The organism is Gemmatimonadota bacterium, from assembly GCA_016704275.1.
Lineage (GTDB): Bacteria > Gemmatimonadota > Gemmatimonadetes > Gemmatimonadales > GWC2-71-9 > Palsa-1233.
In genome coordinates this window covers 128,523-148,089 of record JADJAK010000008.1, presented here as the reverse complement: position 1 = coordinate 148,089, position 19,567 = coordinate 128,523, and the positions used below count along the sequence as shown (strand labels likewise).

Below are 19,567 nucleotides of genomic sequence, written 5' to 3'. Positions count from 1 at the left end.
GCCAATCGATGGACGCTCATCGATCATCGATCATCCGTTGTTACCAGCCCAGCACCAACGCAAACATCAACGGCGCCACGATGCTCGCGTCGCTCTCGATGATGAACTTCGGCGTGTCGGCGCGCAGCTTGCCCCAGGTGATCTTCTCGTTGGGGACGGCGCCGGAGTAGGAGCCGTAGCTGGTGGTGCTGTCGGAGATCTGGCAGAAGTAGCCCCAGACCGGGATGTCCTCGCGCTGCAGGTCCTGGTGCAGCATCGGGACGACGCAGATGGGGAAGTCACCGGCGATGCCGCCACCGATCTGGAAGAAGCCGATGCCGCCGGGGACGTGGCTGTTCGCCATGTACCACTCGGCGAGGCGCATCATGTACTCGATGCCGGTGCGCACGGTGTGGACGTTCTTGACGTCGCCCGAGATCACGTGGCCGGTGAACATGTTGCCGAGGGTGGAGTCTTCCCAGCCGGGGACGAAGATCGGCAGGTTCTTCTCGCACGCGGCGAGCATCCACGAATTCTTCGGATCGATCTGATAGTACTTCTCGAGCTTGCCACTCCGCAGCACCCGGTAGAAGAACTCATGCGGGAAGTAGCGCTCGCCGGCCTGGTCGGCGGCGACCCACTCCTCGAGCACCGCGGTCTCGAGCCGACGCATCGCCTCCATCTCGGGGATGCAGGTGTCGGTGACGCGGTTCATGTGCCGGGCGAGCAGGGCCTCTTCGTCGGCCGGGGTGAGGTCGCGGTAGTGCGGCACCCGCTCGTAGAAGTCGTGCGCGACGAGGTTGAAGATGTCCTCCTCGAGATTCGCGCCGGTGCAGGTGATCGCCTGCACCTTCCCCTGCCGGATCATCTCGGCGAGCGAGAGGCCGAGCTCCGCGGTGCTCATCGCCCCGGCCATCGTGATCATCATGATGCCGCCGCCGTCCAGGTGCGCCGTGTACGCGGTGGACGCATCGATCAGCGCGGCCGCGTTGAAGTGGCGATAGTGGTGGCGGAGGAAGGCGGAGACGGGTGCGGACACGGGCGGATCCTGGTGTAGGGACAGATCGGAGCAGGATGATCGATGATCGATCATCGATGATCGATCATCCCTGCCAATCTCAAAAATACCCCCATCTCCATCCCCCGTCACGTTACCTTCTCCCCATGCCGCTTCCTGCCATCCTTCCCTGCTGGGCCGTCACGGCGCCAGGCGCCGAGCTGCTCGCGGCGGCGGAACTGCGCGCGCTCGGTATCGAGCCGGGCGAGGGGGAGCCTGGCGGCGTGCCGTTCGAGGCCACGGCGGCCCAGTTGGCCGACGCGCTGCTCTGGCTCCGGACGGCGGTCCGGGTGACGGTGCGGCTCGCCAGCTTCACGGCCAAGTCGTTTGCCGAGCTGGAGCGGCACGGGAAGGGCGTCGACTGGGCCTCGGTGATTCCACCGGGCACGGCGGTCCACTTCCGGGTCACCTCGAAGAAATCGAAGCTCTACCATGAGGACGGCATCGCGGAGCGCCTGGAGCGGAGTCTCTTCGCGGCGGTGTCAGGACTGACCACGGTCCGTGCGCCGTCCACGGCCGAGGCGCTTGAGGACGACGTGACGAAGGTGCCGCCGGTGCTGCGGATCGTGGTGCGGGTGCATCGCGACGTGGTGACGCTCTCGGCCGATGCCGCGGGCGGGTTGCTCCATCGTCGCGGGTGGCGGCAGGCAGTCGCCAAGGCTCCGATGCGCGAGACGCTGGCGGCCACGCTGCTGCTTGCCTCCGGATGGACGCCGACCGAGCCGCTGCTCGATCCGATGTGCGGCTCGGGAACGATCATCATCGAGGCGGCGTTGATGGCACGGCGGATGGCGCCTGGGCGCGCCCGCCGATTTGCGGCGGAGGCCTGGCCGGGGATCGCCGAGGCGACGTGGCCGGCGGCGCGGGCGCGCGCTGCGGCGCAGGAGCTGCCACGCGTGACGGTCCCCCTCGTCGGCACCGACCGTGATGCCGGGGCGATCACTGCCTCGATGGAGAACGCCGAGCGGGCGGGTGTCGCGGGCGACGTCGAGTTCGTGCGCGGCACGCTGTCGCGCTTGCCGCACGACGATGGCACCGGATGGATCGTCACCAATCCACCGTACGGGACGCGCATCGGCGAGCGCACGGCGCTCCGCGATCTCTACGCCTCGCTCGGCCATCTGGTCACCCAGCGGCGGCCGCAGTGGCATCTGGCGATGATCAGCGCCGACCGGATGCTCGAGGGACAACTCGGCTTTCCGCTTCGGGAAGTGCTGCGGACGACGAACGGCGGGCTGCCGGTGCATGTGATGACGACGTCTTCAACCGCGCATGTCAATGCGCGGCGGCCGCCAGGCCGTGATGGTGGATGATCGATGATCGATGGTCGAATGCTGGACGACTACTCACCACCCCTCGCCGCGCATTGACATGCGCGGCTGAAGAGACCTATGACTTCCGACCTTACCCTTGCCCAACGCCTCGAACGCACCGAGGCCCGCTCTAACGCCGCCTTCGTCGAGGCGCGTGCGCGATTGATGCCCGAGGTTGGTGCGGCCTGGCAGGACTTCGAAGGTACCTACGCGATGTTCGACGGGGTCGGATCGCCTCTCACGCAGAGCTTCGGGTTGGGCGTCTTCGGCGAGGTGACCGACGCGCATCTCGCGGCGCTGGAGCAGTTCTTCGATGCGCGGGGTGCCGCGTCGCAGCACGAGATGTCAGTACTGGCGGGGAACGCGGCCCTGGCACCACTTGCCGCGCGCGGCTATCGACCGATCGAACTCTCGACGGTGCTGTGCCAGCCCGTGGTCGACGCGCCGCCTGCGGCACTGCCGCCCTCACTGCGAGTTCGCGCCATCGCTGCGGATGAGGTCGATCGGTGGGCTGCCACCTCGGCGGCGGGGTGGGGGGAGACGCCGGAGCTGGCGGCGTTCATGTTGGCATTCGGCCGTGTCGCCGCGACGGCCGCGGGGTGCGTGGCCTTCCTGGCCGAGTGGGATGGCGAGCCGATCGCGGCCGCCGCGATGAATCTCCATCACGGAACGGCGCTGCTCGCGGGTGCCGCGACCATTCCCGCGTGGCGAGGGCGCGGGGCGCAGGCTGCGTTGTTGGGGGCGAGGTTGCACCATGCGGCGCGTGCCGGCTGCGACCTCGCGATGATGGCGGCGGAACCGGGGAGCACCTCCCAGCGGAACGCCGAGCGGCAGGGATTTCGGGTGGCGTACAACAGGATCAAGTGGGGGAAGGAGTAGCAAGGGCGAACGGCGAACTGCGAACGGCGGTAAGGGGTGAGGGGGTATTGTCATCCTGAGCGAAGCACCCCGCAGGGGTGCGCAGTCGAAGGACCTCTTTCCCGGCGCACGGAGAGAGGTCCTTCGACTGCGTCCGCTTTGCGGACTTCGCTCAGGATGACAACCGTCCGGGCGGCTACGGCTCCTGCGGCGTCTCCGTTCCCAGTTCGCCGTTCGCTGTTCGCGGCTTCACCACCACCAACACCACGGCCGGCACCAACAGCATGGTCGCGAGGACGATGCGCGGCGTGATGTGCTCATCCGCCACGAGGGCGCCGAGCGCGAGGGCCACGATCGGATTGACGTAGGTGTAGGACGACACCGCCGTGGCGTCGACGTGTTCCATGAGCCACTGGAAGACGGTGTAGGCGAGCATCGAGCCGAAGACGGTCAGGTAGCCCCAGGCGGCGAGGCTCTGCCACGACACGGCGTTGGCGTCGAAGTGATTCGCCTCGCCGAGCAGCACGCCCGCCACGATCGCGATCCATCCTCCCGCAAACATCTGCGCGCCGCTGCCCATCAACAGATTGCGCGTCTGTGGCCAGTCGCGTCCGTACGTCGCGCCGATGGCCCAGGCGATCATCGCGAGCGCGATCATCCCGAGGCGGAGCGGGTCGGGGATCGCGGCGAAGGTCTCGCTGCCGAGCAGCACGAGCCCGACGGTGCCGAGGGCGAGGCCGATCAGGCGACGGGTGCCGAGCGGCGTCCCGGTGCGCTGCCAGGTGAGGAGCGAGATCAGCAGTGGCGAGCCGGCGGCGAAGAGCGCGACGACGCCCGAGGGAACGCGCTGTTCCACCCAGACGATCAGCGCATTGCTGAGCGTGACGAGGCAGAGGCCGACGCCAGCGGCGCCGAGCCACTCGCGGCCCTTCGGAAACACGGTGCCGCGATGGCGCGCAATGGCCAGAATGACCGCGCCGGCGACGACGAATCGTGCACCGGCGAGGAGGAAGGGCGGCAGCGTCTCGACGGCGATGCGGATGCCGAGGTAGGTGGAACCCCAGACGAGATAGAGCGTGACGAAGGCGGCGAGGACGCGGCCCGGCGTGGCGGCGACGTCGGTCCGCGTCACGCTACGGTCGGGTCCCCGTGGGTGGCGACATGACGCGGCGCGCCAGGCACGGCTCGTCGCTGTAGACCGTCGGCATCAGCCAGCGGGTGCCGTCCCAGCGAATCGTGCCGGCGGAGGTGACGACTTCGTCGATGCCATCGCGGTCACTGTCGACGGTGCCATAGATGTCGACATTGCCCGACATCTTCGCCACCGGAAAGCCCCAACCATCCACCAGCCAGGTGCCGGTGGTGTTGGCGGTGCCGTCGTTGTAGTCGTCGCGCAGCCAGTAGGTGAAGACCGCGAGATTGCGACCGCCGGGGCCGCGCACGCCAATCAGGGTGCGGGTGCCGTGCCCCGAGTCGAGCGAGTCGGTGTGGAAGCTGTACCAGAGGAAGGCAGCGGCGCGTTCAGTCTTCGGCTTGGTCGCCGCGAGGTAGCGTTGCCATGCGGAATCGGCGGTCGCGAGGAACGAGTACTTGGCGCCGCTTCGGGCCAGTGGTGGCGGATCGCGGCGCACGGGGGTGCCGAACACCCCCGGGAGCACCACGGCGAAGGCCGAGGTCGGTGGCGCATCGAGGTCGTAGAGCCATCCCGGATGCGCCACTTCGTCACAGGCTGCGCGCCACGAGAGCGGCGGATCGAAGCGACGGCGGGCGGTCACCTTGGCACTGCGCACGCGACCGAGCGTGGCGCCGTTGTCGAAGTAGTAGAGCGTGACGGAGTCGCCCACATTGGCCATCGGCATGATGCCGAGCGAATCGAATTGCGAGGCGACCGGCCGCCGGGCGTTGGCGCGGGACCGTTGGAAGACCTGCGCGCCCTGCGCCCGCTGCGCCGGATGCGGCGCCGGACGCGGATCGGGGAGGAGGCGGACGGTCGGCGAGGCGACGCGTGGGCGTCCGCTGATCTGGGCGTGGAGCGGTGTCGACGTGTCGAGCAGTAGCGCGAGCCCGAGCAGGATCGTGGCAGATCGTGTCATCGCCCTCTTCCGTTGGTCTGGCGAGGGCTCCAGGCGCGGGTGAGCTTCCACGTCAGGCCGCTGCGCGTAAAGGTCAGGACACCACCATCGTCGGCAGTCTTCCCTGCCGGATAAAGGACGACATCGACCTGTGACGGCGCACGGTAGCGGTAGGAGGTGACGGCGGTGCCGGTGAGGGAGTCGGCGGCGTCCGGACCTGGGAGGCGCGTCCCGAACTGGGTCACGATCTGCGACAGCCCCTCCGGCGTCACTGCCGCGTCGACCAGGCCGCCGAGCATGGCGGTCGCCACGGTGGCACCGAGGCCGGACCGTGCGCGGGCCTCGATCCCCTTCCGCAGATCCTCCCGCAGGTTCATCCGGAGCAGCGGGAAGTCGACGGTGGCCTCGAGTTCGGCCTCGTTGCCGAAGGCGACGGCCTGCAGGAAGCGGTCGTAGGCTCGGCGCGGGGCGAGATAGTACCAGACGCCGGTCAGGACGAGGACGATCAGGAGGGTCCAGCGGAGGAAGCGGGCCATGGTGGAATCTAGGGGGAGCCGGCGAACCGCGAACGGCGAACGGCGAGCGGCGGTTGCGTTGTCGAGGATGTTTAACAGCGTTAGGCTGACGGTATGCCCTCCAAGACCCGTCGCACCCGCGAACGCGAAGCCACCCACGATCGCATCCTCGATGTGGCACGGGAGTTGTTCGTGGAGCGCGGCGTTGAGGCGACCACGATGCGGGCGATCGCCGAGCGACTGGAGTGCACCGCACCGGCGATCTACCACCACTTCGCCGACAAGCAGTCGCTGCTGCGCGAGTTGGTGACCCAAGACATCGGCGCGCTCGGCGCGAGCTTCCTGCGGTTGGCGGCGGTCGCCGACCCGGTCGAGCGGCTGATCAAGTTGGGGATGGCCTACGTCCGCTTCGGCCTCGAGCATCCGCAACACTATCGGCTGCTCTTCATGACGCCGGGGGCGAAGCGCGACCACCCGGACGACCACGTCCAGCAGGTCGAGCGGAATCCCGAGAGCGACGCCTACGGCATCGTCCGCGCGACGGTGGCCGAGGCGATCCAGGCGGGTCGATTTCGCGGCGACTATGGCGATCCGGAACGCGTCTCCCAGATCTGCTGGGCTGCCACGCATGGCCTGATCTCGCTGCACATGGTCTTCGCGGAGGATGCCTGGATCGAGTGGCGCGACGTGGAGACGAGTGCGGAGCGGATGCTCGCCGCGCTCGTAGACGGGATGATGGATGATCGATGATGATCGATCATCCTGCGTGTTCTACGGCGTCGTCCCCCCCTCCGGCACCAGCATGAACCGCGCGACATTCTTCGGATCGAGGTAGCGCGCGGCGGCGGCCTTCACCATCGCCGGGGTGAGCGCGGTCAGGCGGGCATCCCAGGCGAGGATCTCCGCGAGCGGGCGTCCTTCCTGCTGGGCCTGACGCAGCTGCCCGAGCCACCAGCCGTTGGTCTTGACGGCGACTTCGGTGCCGCGACGATACTGCGCCACGAACTTCTGCAGCTCCTCGGCGGTCGGTCCATTCGTCCGGAGCGCGGCGATGATCCCTTGCGCGGCGGCCCAGAGGGTGTCGACCTGTTCCGGCGTCGACGTGAACTGGATCATCGCGTTGTATTCCCCGTGCGGCTGGCGGCTCACCTCGGTCATCGCGTTGACGCTGTAGGTGGCGCCCATCGCCTCGCGCAGTGCCTCGAGCAGCCGGGTCTGCAGGATTTCGCCGACCGCCTCGGCGGCCATCTCCGTCATGGCGTCGGGCGGCTCGGTCGCGCCGGAGAAGATCGCGAACTGCTGGGCGACCGGCTCCTTCCCCTTGCGAATCGTCTTGGTGATCACGCCCGCGGGCGGCCGCGGGGCCACGTCCTTCCAGCTCTCCTTCCGCCCGGTGACGGGCAGCGCACCGAGCCACTGCTCCACCCGAGGGCGGAGCGAGTCGAGTTGCACGTTGCCGACGATCAGGAAGGTGTAGTCACCGAAGTCCGCGAAGCGCTCCTTGTAGATCGCCAGCGCACGATTGGCGTTGAACATCTCCAGCGTGGCGGCGGTGACCGACGGCTGGCGCGGGGAATTCTGCGTCATCACCGCCGAGAGGGTGTCGAGCAGCGCCATCGTCGGGATGCGATCGCGGCCGGCGAGTTGACTCTTCAGCTGGTTGACGAAGGCGGCCACCGCGTTGGAGTCGTAGCGCGGTGCGGTCGCGTTGAGCCAGAGCAACTCGAAGAAGGTATCGAGGTCCTTCGGTGTGGTCGCGCCGCCGATGCCTTCCGTGAGGTCGGCGATGTTGGCCGAGACGCGCGCGACCTTGCCCGCGAGCCGCCGACGGAGCGAGGCCGCGTCGAAATCGCCGACCCCGCTCTGCTGCACGATGATGGTGGCGAACTGCGAGTTGAGGACGTCGGCGTCGCTCACCAGCGAGGCGCCGCCGGGCGACCAGCCGGAGACGACGATCTCGTCGGCCTTGAAGGTGGTCGGCTTGACGAGCACGCGGATGCCGTTGCTGAGCGTCCACTCGGTGAAGCCGAGCTCGCTGTTCTGCTTCTCGCCGACGATGCGGCCTGCCTTGGGGATCATCGGGACGAGCGGGCCGGCGACGGTGGTCTCGGTCCATGCGTCGGTGGTCATCGTGTCGGTCCGCGCGACGATCGCGAGCAGCGCCTCCTGTGTCGGCACCGTCATCCCGGCCTTTTCCGGAATGCGCGCGGCGAGGAAGCGATCGCTCCCTGCGGCCTGCTCGCGAAGGGCGGCATCGATTTCGGCCTTGGTGATCGTCGGCAGGAGTTGCTGCGCGAGCGCAAAGCGCGTCTTCGCCGATGGCGTCGTGTTGCCGCTGGTGATGGCATCGATGTAGAGGTCGACGAAGGCGTTGCTGAACGCCTTCTCCTGCTCGTTCGCGGCCACTTCCCGCCCGCGCAGCAGCGATGCCTTGGCGCGCTCGAGCTCGGCGGGGAGGACGCCGTGTTGCGCCAGTCGGCGCGCCTCGCGCAGCACCTCCTCGAACGCCTGCGTCAGCTTGCCTTCCTTGGGGCCGACCGAGACCGAGAAGAGCTCGACGTCGCGAATGAGCCGCGTCGGGCCGATGCCGGCGCCGACGAAGCCGGCGTTCGGATTGCGCGCGAGGTCGGCGAGCCGCTGGCCGGCAATGGTCGAGACGATGGCATTGATCAGTACGCGACGCTCATCCGCTTCGCGACGATACGGCCCGTGGGACGGGCGCCGCACCAGCAACTGGATTGACTCGCTGCCGAGTTCGGGGTCGGTCACGATCGAGACGCGGGTTCCCGGCTGCTCCGGAATCGGCGCCTCGACGCGCGGCCGTGGCCGTGGCGGATTGGTCAACTTGCTGAAGCGATTGCGGATCAGCGCTTCGAGTCGATCGGCCGGCACGTCGCCAACGGCGATCACGGCCATCAGGTCGGGGCGATACCAGTCGCGATAGTAGCGCTTGAGCGGGGCCGGCACCGCATGCGCGATCGTCGCGGTGTCGCCGATCGGCAACCGCTCGGCGTAGCGCGACCCGCGGAAGAGGAGCGGGAATTCCTTGTCCTGGATGCGCTTGCCGGCGCTGAGCCCGCTGCGCCATTCGCCGAGCACCACGCCGCGCTCATTCACGACCTCGGCCGAATCGAACGAGATCCCACTCGCCCAATCCTGGAGGATGTCAAAGGCGCGCTCGAGCAGCTCCGGCTTGTCGGTCGGGACGGGGAGGATGTAGACCGTCTCGTCAAACGAGGTGTAGGCGTTGAGGTCGGCGCCGAAGCGGACCCCGATCGACTCGAGGTACGAGACCAGGTCGTTCTTCTTGAAGCGCGTGGTGCCGTTGAAGGCCATGTGCTCGATGAAGTGCGCGAGCCCGCGCTGGTCCTGGTCCTCCTGGATCGATCCGGCCCGCACCACCAGCCGCAGCTCGAGTCGATCGGCGGGGAGGGGGTGCTGCCGGATGATGAAGCGGAAGCCGTTGGCGAGCGTCCCGGTCCGGACCGCGGCATCGGCCGGGATCAGGGCGTCCGGGGTCTGGCCGGCGAGCGGGGTGGCGACCAGGAGGAGCAAGGCGAGCGAGAGGAAACGCATCGACGGTCCAGAGGAGAGAGTTACCGGAAGATACCGCGCGTCAGACGGTGACGGCCGCCACGCGCGGGTCGCCGTAGCGGGCCGCGGCCACCCGAAGGCGGAGGTTCGGGAGGATGGCCGCCTCCCGGGCGGCATGGGTGTGTCCGGCGAGGACCGTGATCTGGTGGTCTGGATGGGCCATCGCAAAGCGTCGGAGGACCGCCCCGGTGGCTCCAGACACCAGCAGCGGGTGCCACTCGGCGCGGGAGAGCCGGCCGCTCGCGGGGAGCCCCTCGACGAAGGGCGGCACGTGGGTCGCGACCACGATCCGGTGATAGTCGGGCGCGGCGCGTTCCAGCAGCGTGGCGAGTCGCGTGGCATCGGCGTCGGCCAGGGCGCGTTTGACCGCCAACTTCGAGATCCGGTCCGGCTGGGCGGCGACCTCTGCGATCAGTCGGTCATCATTGAGGACCAGGGGCGTCGTGAGCGCATTGCCGGCGCGGCCATCCGCCCAGCCGTCGACCCCGACGAGCGCGGTGTCCGCATCGAGGGGTACCACGCCGGCTGGTGGCAACCATTGAATCGATGGATGGGTCTCATGGAGGGCGATCACCGCGTCGCGCACCGAGCCGATGCCGCCGTGGTAATGGTCGTGGTTGCCGAGGACGAGATAGAGTGGCGCCGCCGCGGCGTCGGCGAGGTCGATCAGGTCCTGGACGAGGCGGGGGGCGGTCGAGAGGTCACCGGTCAGGATGACGGGAAGGGCCGGCCCCCGACGCAATGCCAGGAAGAACGACTCGACCACCCCGGGTGCGGCGTGGTCGAGATGGAGGTCGGTGGCCCAGCGGATCCCGGTCATCACGGTCCTTACCCTTGGCCGGTGGAGCGCGTCAAGTCTGGTGCGAACTGCCGGAATGTATAGATTGGATGCACTGCCGTACCGATGCAATCTAGAACGTCTCATCGTTGGAACGCAGGACCAAGTACCCCTACCCACTCTGTTGGAGGCTTCCAGTATGCGGATCAAGTCCATGTTTGCAGGTGCAGTGCTTGCGCTCGGCGTCGCCGCCTTTGCGCCGTCGACCGCACAGGCGCAGGTCGGTTTCGTCGTGCAGGGCAGCTATGGCTTCGATGTCGAGGCGCTGGGCGTCGGCGGCGGCGTGAACCTCGGGCTGGGCTCGCTGACCGAGAAGCAGGGGATCCGCCTCGAGGCGACGTTCGACTACTTCCTCGCTGATGACCCCCTCACGTTCTGGGAGATCAACGGGAACCTGCTCAAGGACATCCCGTCGGTGAAGAACCTGTACGTCGGCGCCGGCATCAACTACGCCAACTCGTCGTTCGACTCCGCCTTCTGCGGCACCCTTGTTGACTGCAGCAGCAGCGACATCGGCATCAACGTCCTCGGCGGCTACAAGCTGGGCAGCGGCAAGGCGGCTCCGTTCGTGCAGGCCCGCTTCGCCATCGGTGGCGCCGAGCAGCTCTACGTGACCGGCGGCTTCCGCTTCTAGTCACGACCTCGATGCCGTGACCCTCTGGGGTCGGGCGTCGGACCACGCGGGGACCTCCTCAACGGGGGGTCCCCGCGTCGCGTATTGGGGGGGATTGGCGCGGAGCGAGCGAACGGGGCGCAGCATGCTGCGCCCATACACACTGAGCGTCGGAGCGGTGCATGGGGATCTCGAAGGCGGTGAGGTGGGTGGTGGTGTTCGGGGCGGTGCTGGCGCCGCTCGGGGCGGGGGCGCAGGCGCCGCGGCTGTCGATCATCACGCAGGCGAGCTATGCCGCGGACATGGAGGCGTTCGGCGTGGGTGCCGGGCTCGGCTTCCCGATCCAGGAGTCGAAGGTGGGCGACGGCATCCGCGGGCAGGCGACCTTCGACTGGTTCTTCCTCGAGAAGGTGGTCTCCGGCCCGCTGGCAACGCGGCCGACCTACTGGGAGTTCAACGTCAACGGCACCTACGAGCTGCCCAAGACGCACGGGATCTATGTCGGGACCGGGTTGAACTACACCAACTACACGGTCGATGGCGCCCTCTACACCAACGCCGGCGGGACGGAGCTCGGGTTGAATGCGATCGCGGGCCTGAAGCTGGGGCGTGGCCGCGGGGCACCGTTCGCCCAGGCCCGCTACGAATTGGGCGGCGGAAAGCAGCTGGTCCTCACCGGCGGCATCGAGTTCTAGGCGAGGCGGGGCCGGGTGATTCCCGGCCCCGTTAGTTTTCAGCACTTCCTTCCTCTCCGGAGCCCCATCCGATGCTTGCCCATGTCGAAGACGCCTACGAGGCCCTCTACACCGGCCGCTCCTACCAGCATGAGATCGGGCTGGTGGACCGTCTGCTCGACGTGCGGCTGCCGCCGCCGCCCGAAGACGAAGAGCCGGAGCCGCGTCGGGTGCTCGAGATCGGCTGCGGGCCCGGCCTGCGCCTCGCGGTGCTGAACCAGTGGCACGGGAAGTACCGCCCGGAAGGACTGGACCGTGACCCCGAAATGCTCCGCCTCGCCGCCCGCCGCCTCGGCGACGTCCCGCTCCACCTCGGCGACATGCGGGACTTTGCCGTCGACGGCAAGTTCGCGGCGGTCCTCTGCCTCTTCGGGATGATCGGCTACATGCGCGACGTGGCCGACATGACGAAGGCCGTCACCCGGATGCGCAGCCACCTCGCCCCGAATGGGGTGTTGCTGCTGGAGCCCTGGCTCTCGCCGGCCCAGGTGACCGATGGCCACGTGAAGGCGGACCGTGCCCAGCGCCCGGGGCTCTTCGTGCAGCGGATGAACTACACCCGCATCGTCGGCAATCGCTCCCTGCTCGACATCCACTACCTGATCGGCACCGACTCCGGCGTCCGTCACGTGCAGGAGCTCCGCACGCTGACGCTGTTCACCGATGCGGAGTACCGGATCGCGCTGAAGGCCGCCGGCTTCGGCGACGTGGTGCTCGAGGCGTACGGGCCGCAGGGGCGCGGCCTGTATATCGCGCAGGTCTGATCGATGATCGATGATCGATCATCGATGATCGATGGTCGATCTGTGTTGCCAATTGAGGCCACTCTTCCCGCGCTTCGGGCTGCACTCGCCGAGGCGCGGCGCGCGGTGCTGGTCGCGCCCCCGGGCGCCGGCAAGACGACGCGCGTCCCGCTGGCGCTGCTCGACGCGCCGTGGCTTGGGGCTCGGCGCATTGTCATGCTGGAGCCTCGTCGGCTCGCCACCCGCGCCGCGGCGACCTACATGGCGAGCATCCTGGGCGAGCGGGTCGGGCAACGGGTCGGATACCGGATGCGGCAAGACACCAAGGTCAGCAGCGCCACGCGCATCGAGGTGGTGACCGAGGGGATTCTCACCCGCATGCTGCAGGACGATCCCGCGCTCGACGGGATCGGCGCCGTCCTGTTCGACGAGTATCACGAGCGCTCGCTGGTGGCCGACACCGGATTGGCGCTCACGCTGGCCGCCGCCGAGCTCTTCCGCGACGACCTGCGCCTGTTGGTGATGTCGGCCACGCTGGATGGCGCGGCGGTTGCGGCGTTGCTGGGCGACGCGCCGTTGATCGAGAGCGAGGGGCGTTCCTTCCCGGTCGAGACGCGGCACGCCCCGGCGCGGAGTGGTGTGCGCCTCGAGGCGCACGTCGCGCAGGTGGTGCGTGAGGTGCTGGCCACCGAGACGGGCTCGGTGCTGGTCTTCCTCCCTGGTGCCGGCGAGATCCGCCGAGTCGAGTCGCTGCTGCGGGAAGGGGCGTTGCCGAGCGACGTCAGTGTGCAGCCGCTCTACGGGATGATGGAGGGGAGCGCGCAGGATGCGGCGATCGCCCCGGCGCCGGCGGGACGGCGGAAGGTGGTGCTCGCCACCTCGATTGCTGAGACGTCGCTCACGATCGATGGCATTCGGGTGGTGGTCGATGGCGGGATGATGCGGATTCCGCGCTTCTCGCCGCGCACCGGGATGACCCACCTCGAGACGGTGCGGGTGTCGCGTGCCTCGGCCGATCAGCGGCGCGGCCGCGCCGGGCGGTTGATGCCGGGCATCTGTGTGCGCTGCTGGAGCGCCGGGGAAGAGGCAGGGCTGGTGCCGCAGACGCGCGCGGAGATCCTCGACAGCGACCTGGCGCCGCTGGCGCTCGACCTGGCGGCGGCAGGCTTCGCCGACCCGACCGCGTTGCGCTGGCTCGACGCGCCGCCCGCCGCGGCGTTCGCGCAGGGGCGCGATCTGCTCACGCTGCTCGGTGCCCTGGATGGTGCGGGAGGCTTGACCGCACACGGCCAGGCGATGGCCGGACTCGGCACGCACCCGCGATTGGCACATCTGCTGTTGCGCGCCCGCGAGGGTGGGGCAGCAACGTTGGCGCGCGCGGCGGCGCTGGTGGCGTTGCTCGACGAGAAGGATCCGCTGCGCGGCACGATGGGCCCACCACCAGCGGACCTGGCGCTGCGACTCGACCTGCTCGATCGGCGCAGCAGTGAGGGGGCCGGCACACTTGGGGCGACGGTCGATCGCGGAGCGCTCGAGCGGGTGCGCACCACGGCGACGGCGTGGCGGCAACGGGTGGGGAGCGCGCGAGGTGACAGCGCGCTCTGGTCCGATGGCGTGTTGCTGGCATTGGCATATCCGGAACGTGTGGCGCGCCAGCGCGGTGGGCCAGGGCGATTCCTGCTGCGCAACGGGCGCGGCGCCACGCTCCCGGTGACCGACCCACTGGCGCATGAGGCATGGCTGGCGGTCGCAGTGATCGAGGATGTCGGGCGCGAGGGGCAAATCCGCCTCGCGGCGGCGCTCGACCTCGATGAGTTGTTGCTGCACGCCAGTGAGCAGGTCGAGGTGGTCGACGAAGTCACCTGGGATGATGCGTCTGACGCCGTCGTCGCACGGCGCCAGCATCGGCTCGGCGCGCTGGTGCTCCGCGAGCAGCCGCTGCGCGAGGTCGATGCGGAGGCGGTGCGCGGGGCGCTGCTGGCGGCGATTGCCGGTCGCGGGATCGGCGCGCTGCCGTGGTCGGCGGGTGCGGTGCAGCTGCGCGATCGGCTGCAATTCCTGCATGCGCTCGATGCGCGGTGGCCGGACGTTGGCGACGCCGCGCTCCTCGCGACGCTCGGCGCCTGGTTGGGCCCGACGCTCACCGGCATCCGAAAGCTCGAGGCCATCAGCCGTGTCGATCTGAGTGGGGCACTCCTTGATCAGCTCGACTGGGAGCAGCGGCGGCGGCTCGACGAACTCGCGCCGGAGCACGTCGAGGTGCCGACCGGATCACGGATTCGCGTGGACTACAGCGATCCGTCGGCGCCGGTGCTCGCCGTGCGATTGCAGGAAGTGTTCGGATGGCGGGAGACGCCGCGGATCGGTGGCGGGGCGGTGCCGCTCACGATGCACCTGCTCTCGCCGGCGCATCGGCCGATGCAGGTGACCCGGGATCTGGCCAGCTTCTGGGCGACGGGATACTTCGACGTGCGGAAGGACCTGCGCGGGCGGTACCCGAAGCATCACTGGCCCGACGATCCGCTGACGGCGCCACCGGTCCGGGGTGCCAAGCGGCGAAAGTGAGGTTTATCCCTCGAGGGCTTCCATCAACTCGTCCAGCGTGAATGGTTTGGCCAGGAAGGGCACATCGCGGTTGCTGAAGGTGTGACGCAGGCGATCGTCGTCCGTGAATCCCGACATCAGGACGACGCGCTGGGCCGGGTAGCGCTTCTCGATCTCTTCCAGCAATTCGAAGCCGGTGCGACCCGGCATCGCATGGTCGGTGAGCACCACGTCGAAGGGCGTGGTGCTTGCCGCGAGCGTGGCGAGGGCTTCGTCGGCGCTCTCGACACTGGTCACCGTGATGCCACGGTGCTCCAACAGGCGCTGCGTGCTGCGACGGACGACCTCATCATCGTCGACCAGCAGGAGGCGGCGCACGGCGCGGCCCGCCTGTTTCGGCAGATGCCGAGCGTCGACGGACGCCGAGTCGTCCACTTCGGTGAGGATCGGGAGTATGAGCCGCACCGTGGTGCCCTCTCCCGGCAGTGACTCGACCTGCACGCTCCCCTGCAAGCGCCGCACGAATCCGTAGACGGTCGGCATGCCGAGGCCGGTGCCCTTGCCCTGGGGTTTGGTGGTGAAGAATGGTTCGAAGATTCGCTCGCGAACCTCGTCGGTCATCCCGACGCCGGTGTCGCGCACCGTGATGATCACGAACCGGGTGGCGACGCGTGGGGCCGGGGCGTCGAGGCCGGGCGCCTCGTCGACCACCTGCGTGGAGATCAGCACCGTCCCGCCATCAGGCATCGCATCGCGGGCGTTCGCCACCAGGTTGAGCAGCGCGAGCTCGAGGTTGGCGGGGTCGAGACGCAACAGCTGGTCCGGTGCCGCCAGTTCGACGCGCAGGGCCTGGGCCGGTCCGAGCATCCGGTGCAGCAACGGCGCCACCTGCGATACGACCGCATCCACCACCACCATGGCGCTCTGTTCCACATCCTGGCGGGAGAAGGCCAACAACTGCCGCGTGAGCGCCTTGGCCCGGTCAGCGGCCAACGCGATGTTCTGCAAATCCTGTTCGTGGGGATCGCCCGCCGACGTGGTGTCCAGCAGCAATTCCGTGGTGGAGCCGATGGCGGTGAGCAGGTTGTTGAAGTCGTGGGCGATGCCGCCGGCGAGCTTGCCGACGGCATCCATCTTTTGTCCGTGACGGATCTGCTCCTCCAGCGCCTTCTGGTGCGTCACGTCGGTATGCGTGCCGACCATGCGCACGGCCCGGCCCTCGGCGTCGCGCGAGAAGGCGCGGCCCCGGGCCCGGATCCAGACCCAATGGCCCTCGGCGTGGCGCATGCGAAACGTCTTGTCGAAGTCCTCGCCGGGGGCCTCCAGGTGGCGCTCGACGGCGGGCCACAGGGCGGTCAAGTCCTCGGGGTGCACCAGCTGCGTGAAGACCGAGATGTCACCGAAGCGGCCCTCCGCCGGATACCCGAGCATGCCGAACCACTGCGGGCCGAAGTAGATCTTCCCGGTGACGCAGTCCCAGTCCCAGACGCCATCCCGTGTCGCTTCGAGCACAAGGCCGAGGCGCTCCTCCGCCTCGGCCCGCGCCGATTCGGACAGCTTGCGCTCGGTGATGTCTTCCGCCTGCACAATCATCTGCGGCGGGCGCTCGGACTGGCCGCGGACACCGGCGACGGTCATCTGCGTCCAGACCAGCGTGCCATCGCGTCGCAGGCAGCGTCGCTCGGCCCGACTGCTGGCGAGTTGCCCTGCGGCGATCTCCCGGAGAACCACCGAAGCTTCCGGGATCTCGTCCGGGTGGAGGATCTGATGCCACTGCGTCCTGACCGCGTCCTCGAGGGTATAGCCGAACATGTTCGCCAGCGCGGCATTCACGCGCAGGGTCGTGCCCTCGTTGGAGACGAGGGCCATGCCGATGGCAGAGTCGTCGAACGCGGAGCGGAATTGTTCCTCGCTCTCGCGCAGGCGCGCTTCCGTCTCGACCAGCAGCGTGATGTCGCGCGTGATCGCATAGATGATGCCTGGGTCGTTGGCGTTGGCCCGCACCAACTCGCCGCGGGTACGCATCCAGCGGATCTCCCCCGAGGGCGTGATGATCCGATAGGACACCTCGAACGGGACGGTCTCGCCTGGATTCCAGGACGGGAGCGACAGGCGTCCGCGGTACACCCGCTCCCGATCGTCGGGATGCACCATCGCGCGGAGCTCGGCGATCGTCGTCGGCAGCGGGGCATCGGGAGGCAGGTCGAACAGCGTACGGTAGCTCTCGGAGACGATCAGGGCTTCGGTGGCCTGATGCATCTCCCAGGCGGAGAGGCCGGCCGCGTGCATGGCGGTGCGGTAGCGGCGCTCGCTCGCCGCGATCTCGGAGCGATCCTCGATGACCAGCTGTCGATAATCGTAGGGGAGTGGTGTCTCCGAGATCTCGATCGGACGCCACTCGCCATCGGCCGAACGCAGCTTGCATCGGAACGACGGCGGGCGGACGGCTTCCGCGGGGGGGCAATCCAGATGATCCGGCAGCCGGAGCCCGATCAGGGCGGTCGGCTCCATCTGCATCAGCGTGGCGAATGCCGCATTGGCCTCCACGATCTTCCCGTCGGGGGCCACCAGCACGATCGAGTGGGTGGATCGTTCGAAGAGCAGTTCGCGGAGCCGCGTCGACACCGCCAGCTGGACGGCGCGCTGCCGCTCGGCGGAGAGATCCTCGATGAGCACCAGCAGCGTGTCGGCATCTTCACGCGTCGCCGTCTGCCGCACCCAGGTCGCTTCGACGGCGCCGGAGACGATGGGATATTCATCCGTTTGCGGCGCGTCACTCGCCAGTGCTTCGGCGAAGCGGTCGACAAAGCGATCAATGCGTGGGGTGGGGAAGATCTGACGGAGCGTCGAACCGGCCACCTGCGAGAGTGGCCGGCGAACCATCGCCGCGATGATGGCGGATGCCTCGGTCACGCGGAAGTCCGTGATGCGGTCGAGTGCATCACGAATTGCGGTCAGTCGAAAGCCGTTTCCCGGAAGCTGGGAAGCCATGATGTACTATACCCGGTCGGACGCCGCGGGGCCTTGTGGTGCGAAGGGCTGGCGGCGCCCGGGGCAACCGCCACGCCCGGGAGGGCATGGCGGCCGCGTGGCAACTAGAAACGCAGTCCGACGGTGATCGGGATCAACGTCGACTTCGGATCGCCGAAGCCGTACATGAGCCGACCCTCGGCGAAGAGATTCTTGCCGAAATTGAGGCCGAGGCCGGCCGTCATCGCGGCATCGGAATTCGTGTTGGTGAACCGGACGCCGCTGACCACGATCTGATTCTCGTTGCGGACGACGCCGACGCCACCGATCGCGTACATCGTCGGCGACAGGTCGTAATCGGCGCGGACGAAGGCGGCGAAGATGTTGGCGTGCGCGTCGGTGAAGGCATCCTGATTCAGCCGATGCAGCGAGGCATGCAGCTTGAAGACCACCTTCGAATCCAGGGCGCGATAGCCGATAGCGGCGGCGCCGTGGAAGCCGGTGTCATAGAGATCGGCGGTGTTGCCCATCGGAATCGTCACGCCGCCGCCGAGCGAGGTTTCGAAGGAACCGCCCTGGGCCGAGGCGAAAGTCGGCACGGTGGCGGCGAGGAGGGCGGCGAATAGGACGTTGCGCATAGTGGTGCTCCTGGTGAAGGGCCATCGCGTTGGGCGACGGTACTACCAGAGAACACGTCCCAGTGTGCGAAGGGCACACACAACTATTCCGGTTTGAAACGTTCTCCATCGTTGGGTGGAGTCCACGGATGCTTCGGCTCGAAGGTCTGCCAGAGCAGCGCAGACACCTTGCGCAGCAGGGTGTAGCCCTGGTTGGACGCGCGATAGGTGGTGTCCTGCTGATTCCTGGTGATGACGGCGAAGACGTAGTCGCCCGAGGGCGCATTCACGAGCACCACTTCGGAGCGCGAGCGATCGACGGCGCCCTGCTTCGACGCGGTCTGCACCCAGGGCGGGATCGTGGAGAGCGCCTCGCCGGTGAAGTAGATGCGCGTCAGATGACGATACATCTCGGCCGAAGCGGCAGGTGACACCGCCTTGCCCTCGCGAATGCGCACCACCAGTTCGGCGATCTCGCGCGGCGTGGTCTGGCCCCATCCCATCGCGGCGCGGTTGGCCTGACGCCCCGGGGTCCGCGAGTTCATGCGGGTCGAATCGAAGCCGTTGGCCGCGAGCCAGCCGTTGATGGCGGTGCCGCCGCCCACGAGCGCCTGCAGCCAGAGCGCCGCGGCGTTGTCCGAGGTGGTGATCATCATGAGCGAGACCTGCGCGAGCGGCACCTTGACGCCATCCCGCAACTTGTCGAAGAGATCGTCCTCGCCGTTGTAGCGCAGCGAGTCGCTCCATGTCAGCGTTGTGTCAACGCGCAGCGCGCCCTGCTGCATCCGGTCGAAGAGGGTGGCGAGGATCGGCACCTTGATCATCGAGGCGGTGGGGAAGAGCTCGTCGGCCCGGAGCACGGCGCCACGGCCGCTCTTCAGGTGGCGGACGTAGATGCCGACATCGCCCTGCACCGCGCTGGCGAGCGCTTGGAGCTTGGCTTCCAGCGCCTTGTCGCGCTTGACGGCCGGCCACTGGCCTTGGGCGGCGAGCGGTGCGGCGAGCAGGAGGAGCAGGGCGAGGGTGCGTCGGAAGAGGGCCATGGGGCATCTCGATGGGGAGGCGCAGAGGGTTCGCGCAGAGGCGCAGAGGGGCACGAGGCGCAGGATAGCTGAAGATA

The 19,567-nt window shown here is 68.4% G+C and carries 16 protein-coding genes; 7 read left to right on the top strand and 9 right to left on the bottom strand.

Translation table 11 applies throughout. The annotated features are described in order from the left end of the window. Positions 1-40: 40 nt before the first annotated feature. Positions 41-1,072, bottom strand: a complete 1,032-nt coding sequence (locus IPG05_15130; GenBank protein MBK6496408.1) for a deoxyhypusine synthase family protein — start codon at positions 1,070-1,072, stop codon at positions 41-43. Positions 1,073-1,143: 71 nt separating this feature from the next. Between IPG05_15130 and IPG05_15125 the strand changes: the two genes are divergently transcribed. Continuing rightward, positions 1,144-2,349: a class I SAM-dependent RNA methyltransferase gene (locus IPG05_15125; protein ID MBK6496407.1), complete on the top strand. Its 1,206-nt coding sequence runs from the start codon at positions 1,144-1,146 to the stop codon at positions 2,347-2,349. 78 nt (positions 2,350-2,427) lie between these two features. Continuing rightward, a complete protein-coding gene (locus IPG05_15120; protein MBK6496406.1) occupies positions 2,428-3,228 on the top strand; it encodes a GNAT family N-acetyltransferase in 801 nt (266 codons plus the stop codon). 175 nt (positions 3,229-3,403) lie between these two features. Here the strand turns inward: IPG05_15120 and IPG05_15115 are convergent, their stop codons facing one another. From IPG05_15115 to IPG05_15105, 3 genes are read right to left on the bottom strand one after another with little or no spacing between them, the layout of a single operon-like run. Further along, the gene (locus IPG05_15115; GenBank protein MBK6496405.1) at positions 3,404-4,339 is read right to left on the bottom strand and encodes an EamA family transporter; all 936 of its coding nucleotides are present in this window, start codon (positions 4,337-4,339) and stop codon (positions 3,404-3,406) included. A 1-nt stretch (position 4,340) separates the two neighbouring features. Further along, entirely contained in the window at positions 4,341-5,300 is a 960-nt protein-coding gene (locus tag IPG05_15110; protein ID MBK6496404.1) for a hypothetical protein, read from the bottom strand. Beyond that, complete coding sequence (locus IPG05_15105; GenBank protein ID MBK6496403.1) at positions 5,297-5,815, bottom strand: DUF2939 domain-containing protein; 519 nt, start codon at positions 5,813-5,815, stop codon at positions 5,297-5,299. Before IPG05_15105 ends, IPG05_15110 begins: the two co-directional genes overlap by 4 nt. A gap of 93 nt (positions 5,816-5,908) precedes the next feature. On the opposite strand from IPG05_15105, the gene IPG05_15100 reads away from it, so the two are divergent. Further along, a complete protein-coding gene (locus IPG05_15100; GenBank protein ID MBK6496402.1) occupies positions 5,909-6,544 on the top strand; it encodes a TetR/AcrR family transcriptional regulator in 636 nt (211 codons plus the stop codon). 21 nt (positions 6,545-6,565) lie between these two features. Here the strand turns inward: IPG05_15100 and IPG05_15095 are convergent, their stop codons facing one another. Both IPG05_15095 and IPG05_15090 read right to left on the bottom strand, forming a co-directional pair. After that, positions 6,566-9,370: an insulinase family protein gene (locus IPG05_15095; GenBank protein ID MBK6496401.1), complete on the bottom strand. Its 2,805-nt coding sequence runs from the start codon at positions 9,368-9,370 to the stop codon at positions 6,566-6,568. A 40-nt stretch (positions 9,371-9,410) separates the two neighbouring features. Then, entirely contained in the window at positions 9,411-10,208 is a 798-nt protein-coding gene (locus IPG05_15090; GenBank protein ID MBK6496400.1) for a metallophosphoesterase, read from the bottom strand. A 157-nt stretch (positions 10,209-10,365) separates the two neighbouring features. Here IPG05_15090 and IPG05_15085 point away from each other — a divergent pair, with 157 nt between their 5' ends. From IPG05_15085 to hrpB, 4 genes are all read left to right on the top strand, one after another. Further along, the gene (locus IPG05_15085; protein ID MBK6496399.1) at positions 10,366-10,860 is read left to right on the top strand and encodes a hypothetical protein; all 495 of its coding nucleotides are present in this window, start codon (positions 10,366-10,368) and stop codon (positions 10,858-10,860) included. A 161-nt stretch (positions 10,861-11,021) separates the two neighbouring features. Next, positions 11,022-11,534, top strand: coding sequence for a hypothetical protein (locus IPG05_15080; protein MBK6496398.1), 513 nt, complete (start codon positions 11,022-11,024; stop codon positions 11,532-11,534). Between the two features lie 71 nt (positions 11,535-11,605). Next, positions 11,606-12,337: a class I SAM-dependent methyltransferase gene (locus IPG05_15075; GenBank protein MBK6496397.1), complete on the top strand. Its 732-nt coding sequence runs from the start codon at positions 11,606-11,608 to the stop codon at positions 12,335-12,337. A 24-nt stretch (positions 12,338-12,361) separates the two neighbouring features. Continuing rightward, positions 12,362-14,881 carry an ATP-dependent helicase HrpB gene (gene hrpB, locus IPG05_15070; protein ID MBK6496396.1) on the top strand — a complete coding sequence of 840 codons (2,520 nt, stop codon included), beginning with the start codon at positions 12,362-12,364 and terminating at the stop codon, positions 14,879-14,881. A 3-nt stretch (positions 14,882-14,884) separates the two neighbouring features. On the opposite strand, the gene IPG05_15065 is transcribed toward hrpB, so the two are convergent. From IPG05_15065 to IPG05_15055, 3 genes are all read right to left on the bottom strand, one after another. Next, positions 14,885-17,851 (bottom strand): PAS domain-containing protein, encoded by a 2,967-nt coding sequence (locus IPG05_15065; protein ID MBK6496395.1) that lies wholly within the window; start codon positions 17,849-17,851, stop codon positions 14,885-14,887. Between the two features lie 104 nt (positions 17,852-17,955). Continuing rightward, positions 17,956-18,468 carry an outer membrane beta-barrel protein gene (locus IPG05_15060; GenBank protein MBK6496394.1) on the bottom strand — a complete coding sequence of 171 codons (513 nt, stop codon included), beginning with the start codon at positions 18,466-18,468 and terminating at the stop codon, positions 17,956-17,958. Positions 18,469-18,551: 83 nt separating this feature from the next. Next, on the bottom strand, positions 18,552-19,490 hold the full coding sequence (locus IPG05_15055; GenBank protein MBK6496393.1) for a serine hydrolase: 939 nt from the start codon (positions 19,488-19,490) through the stop codon (positions 18,552-18,554). Positions 19,491-19,567 lie beyond the last annotated feature (77 nt).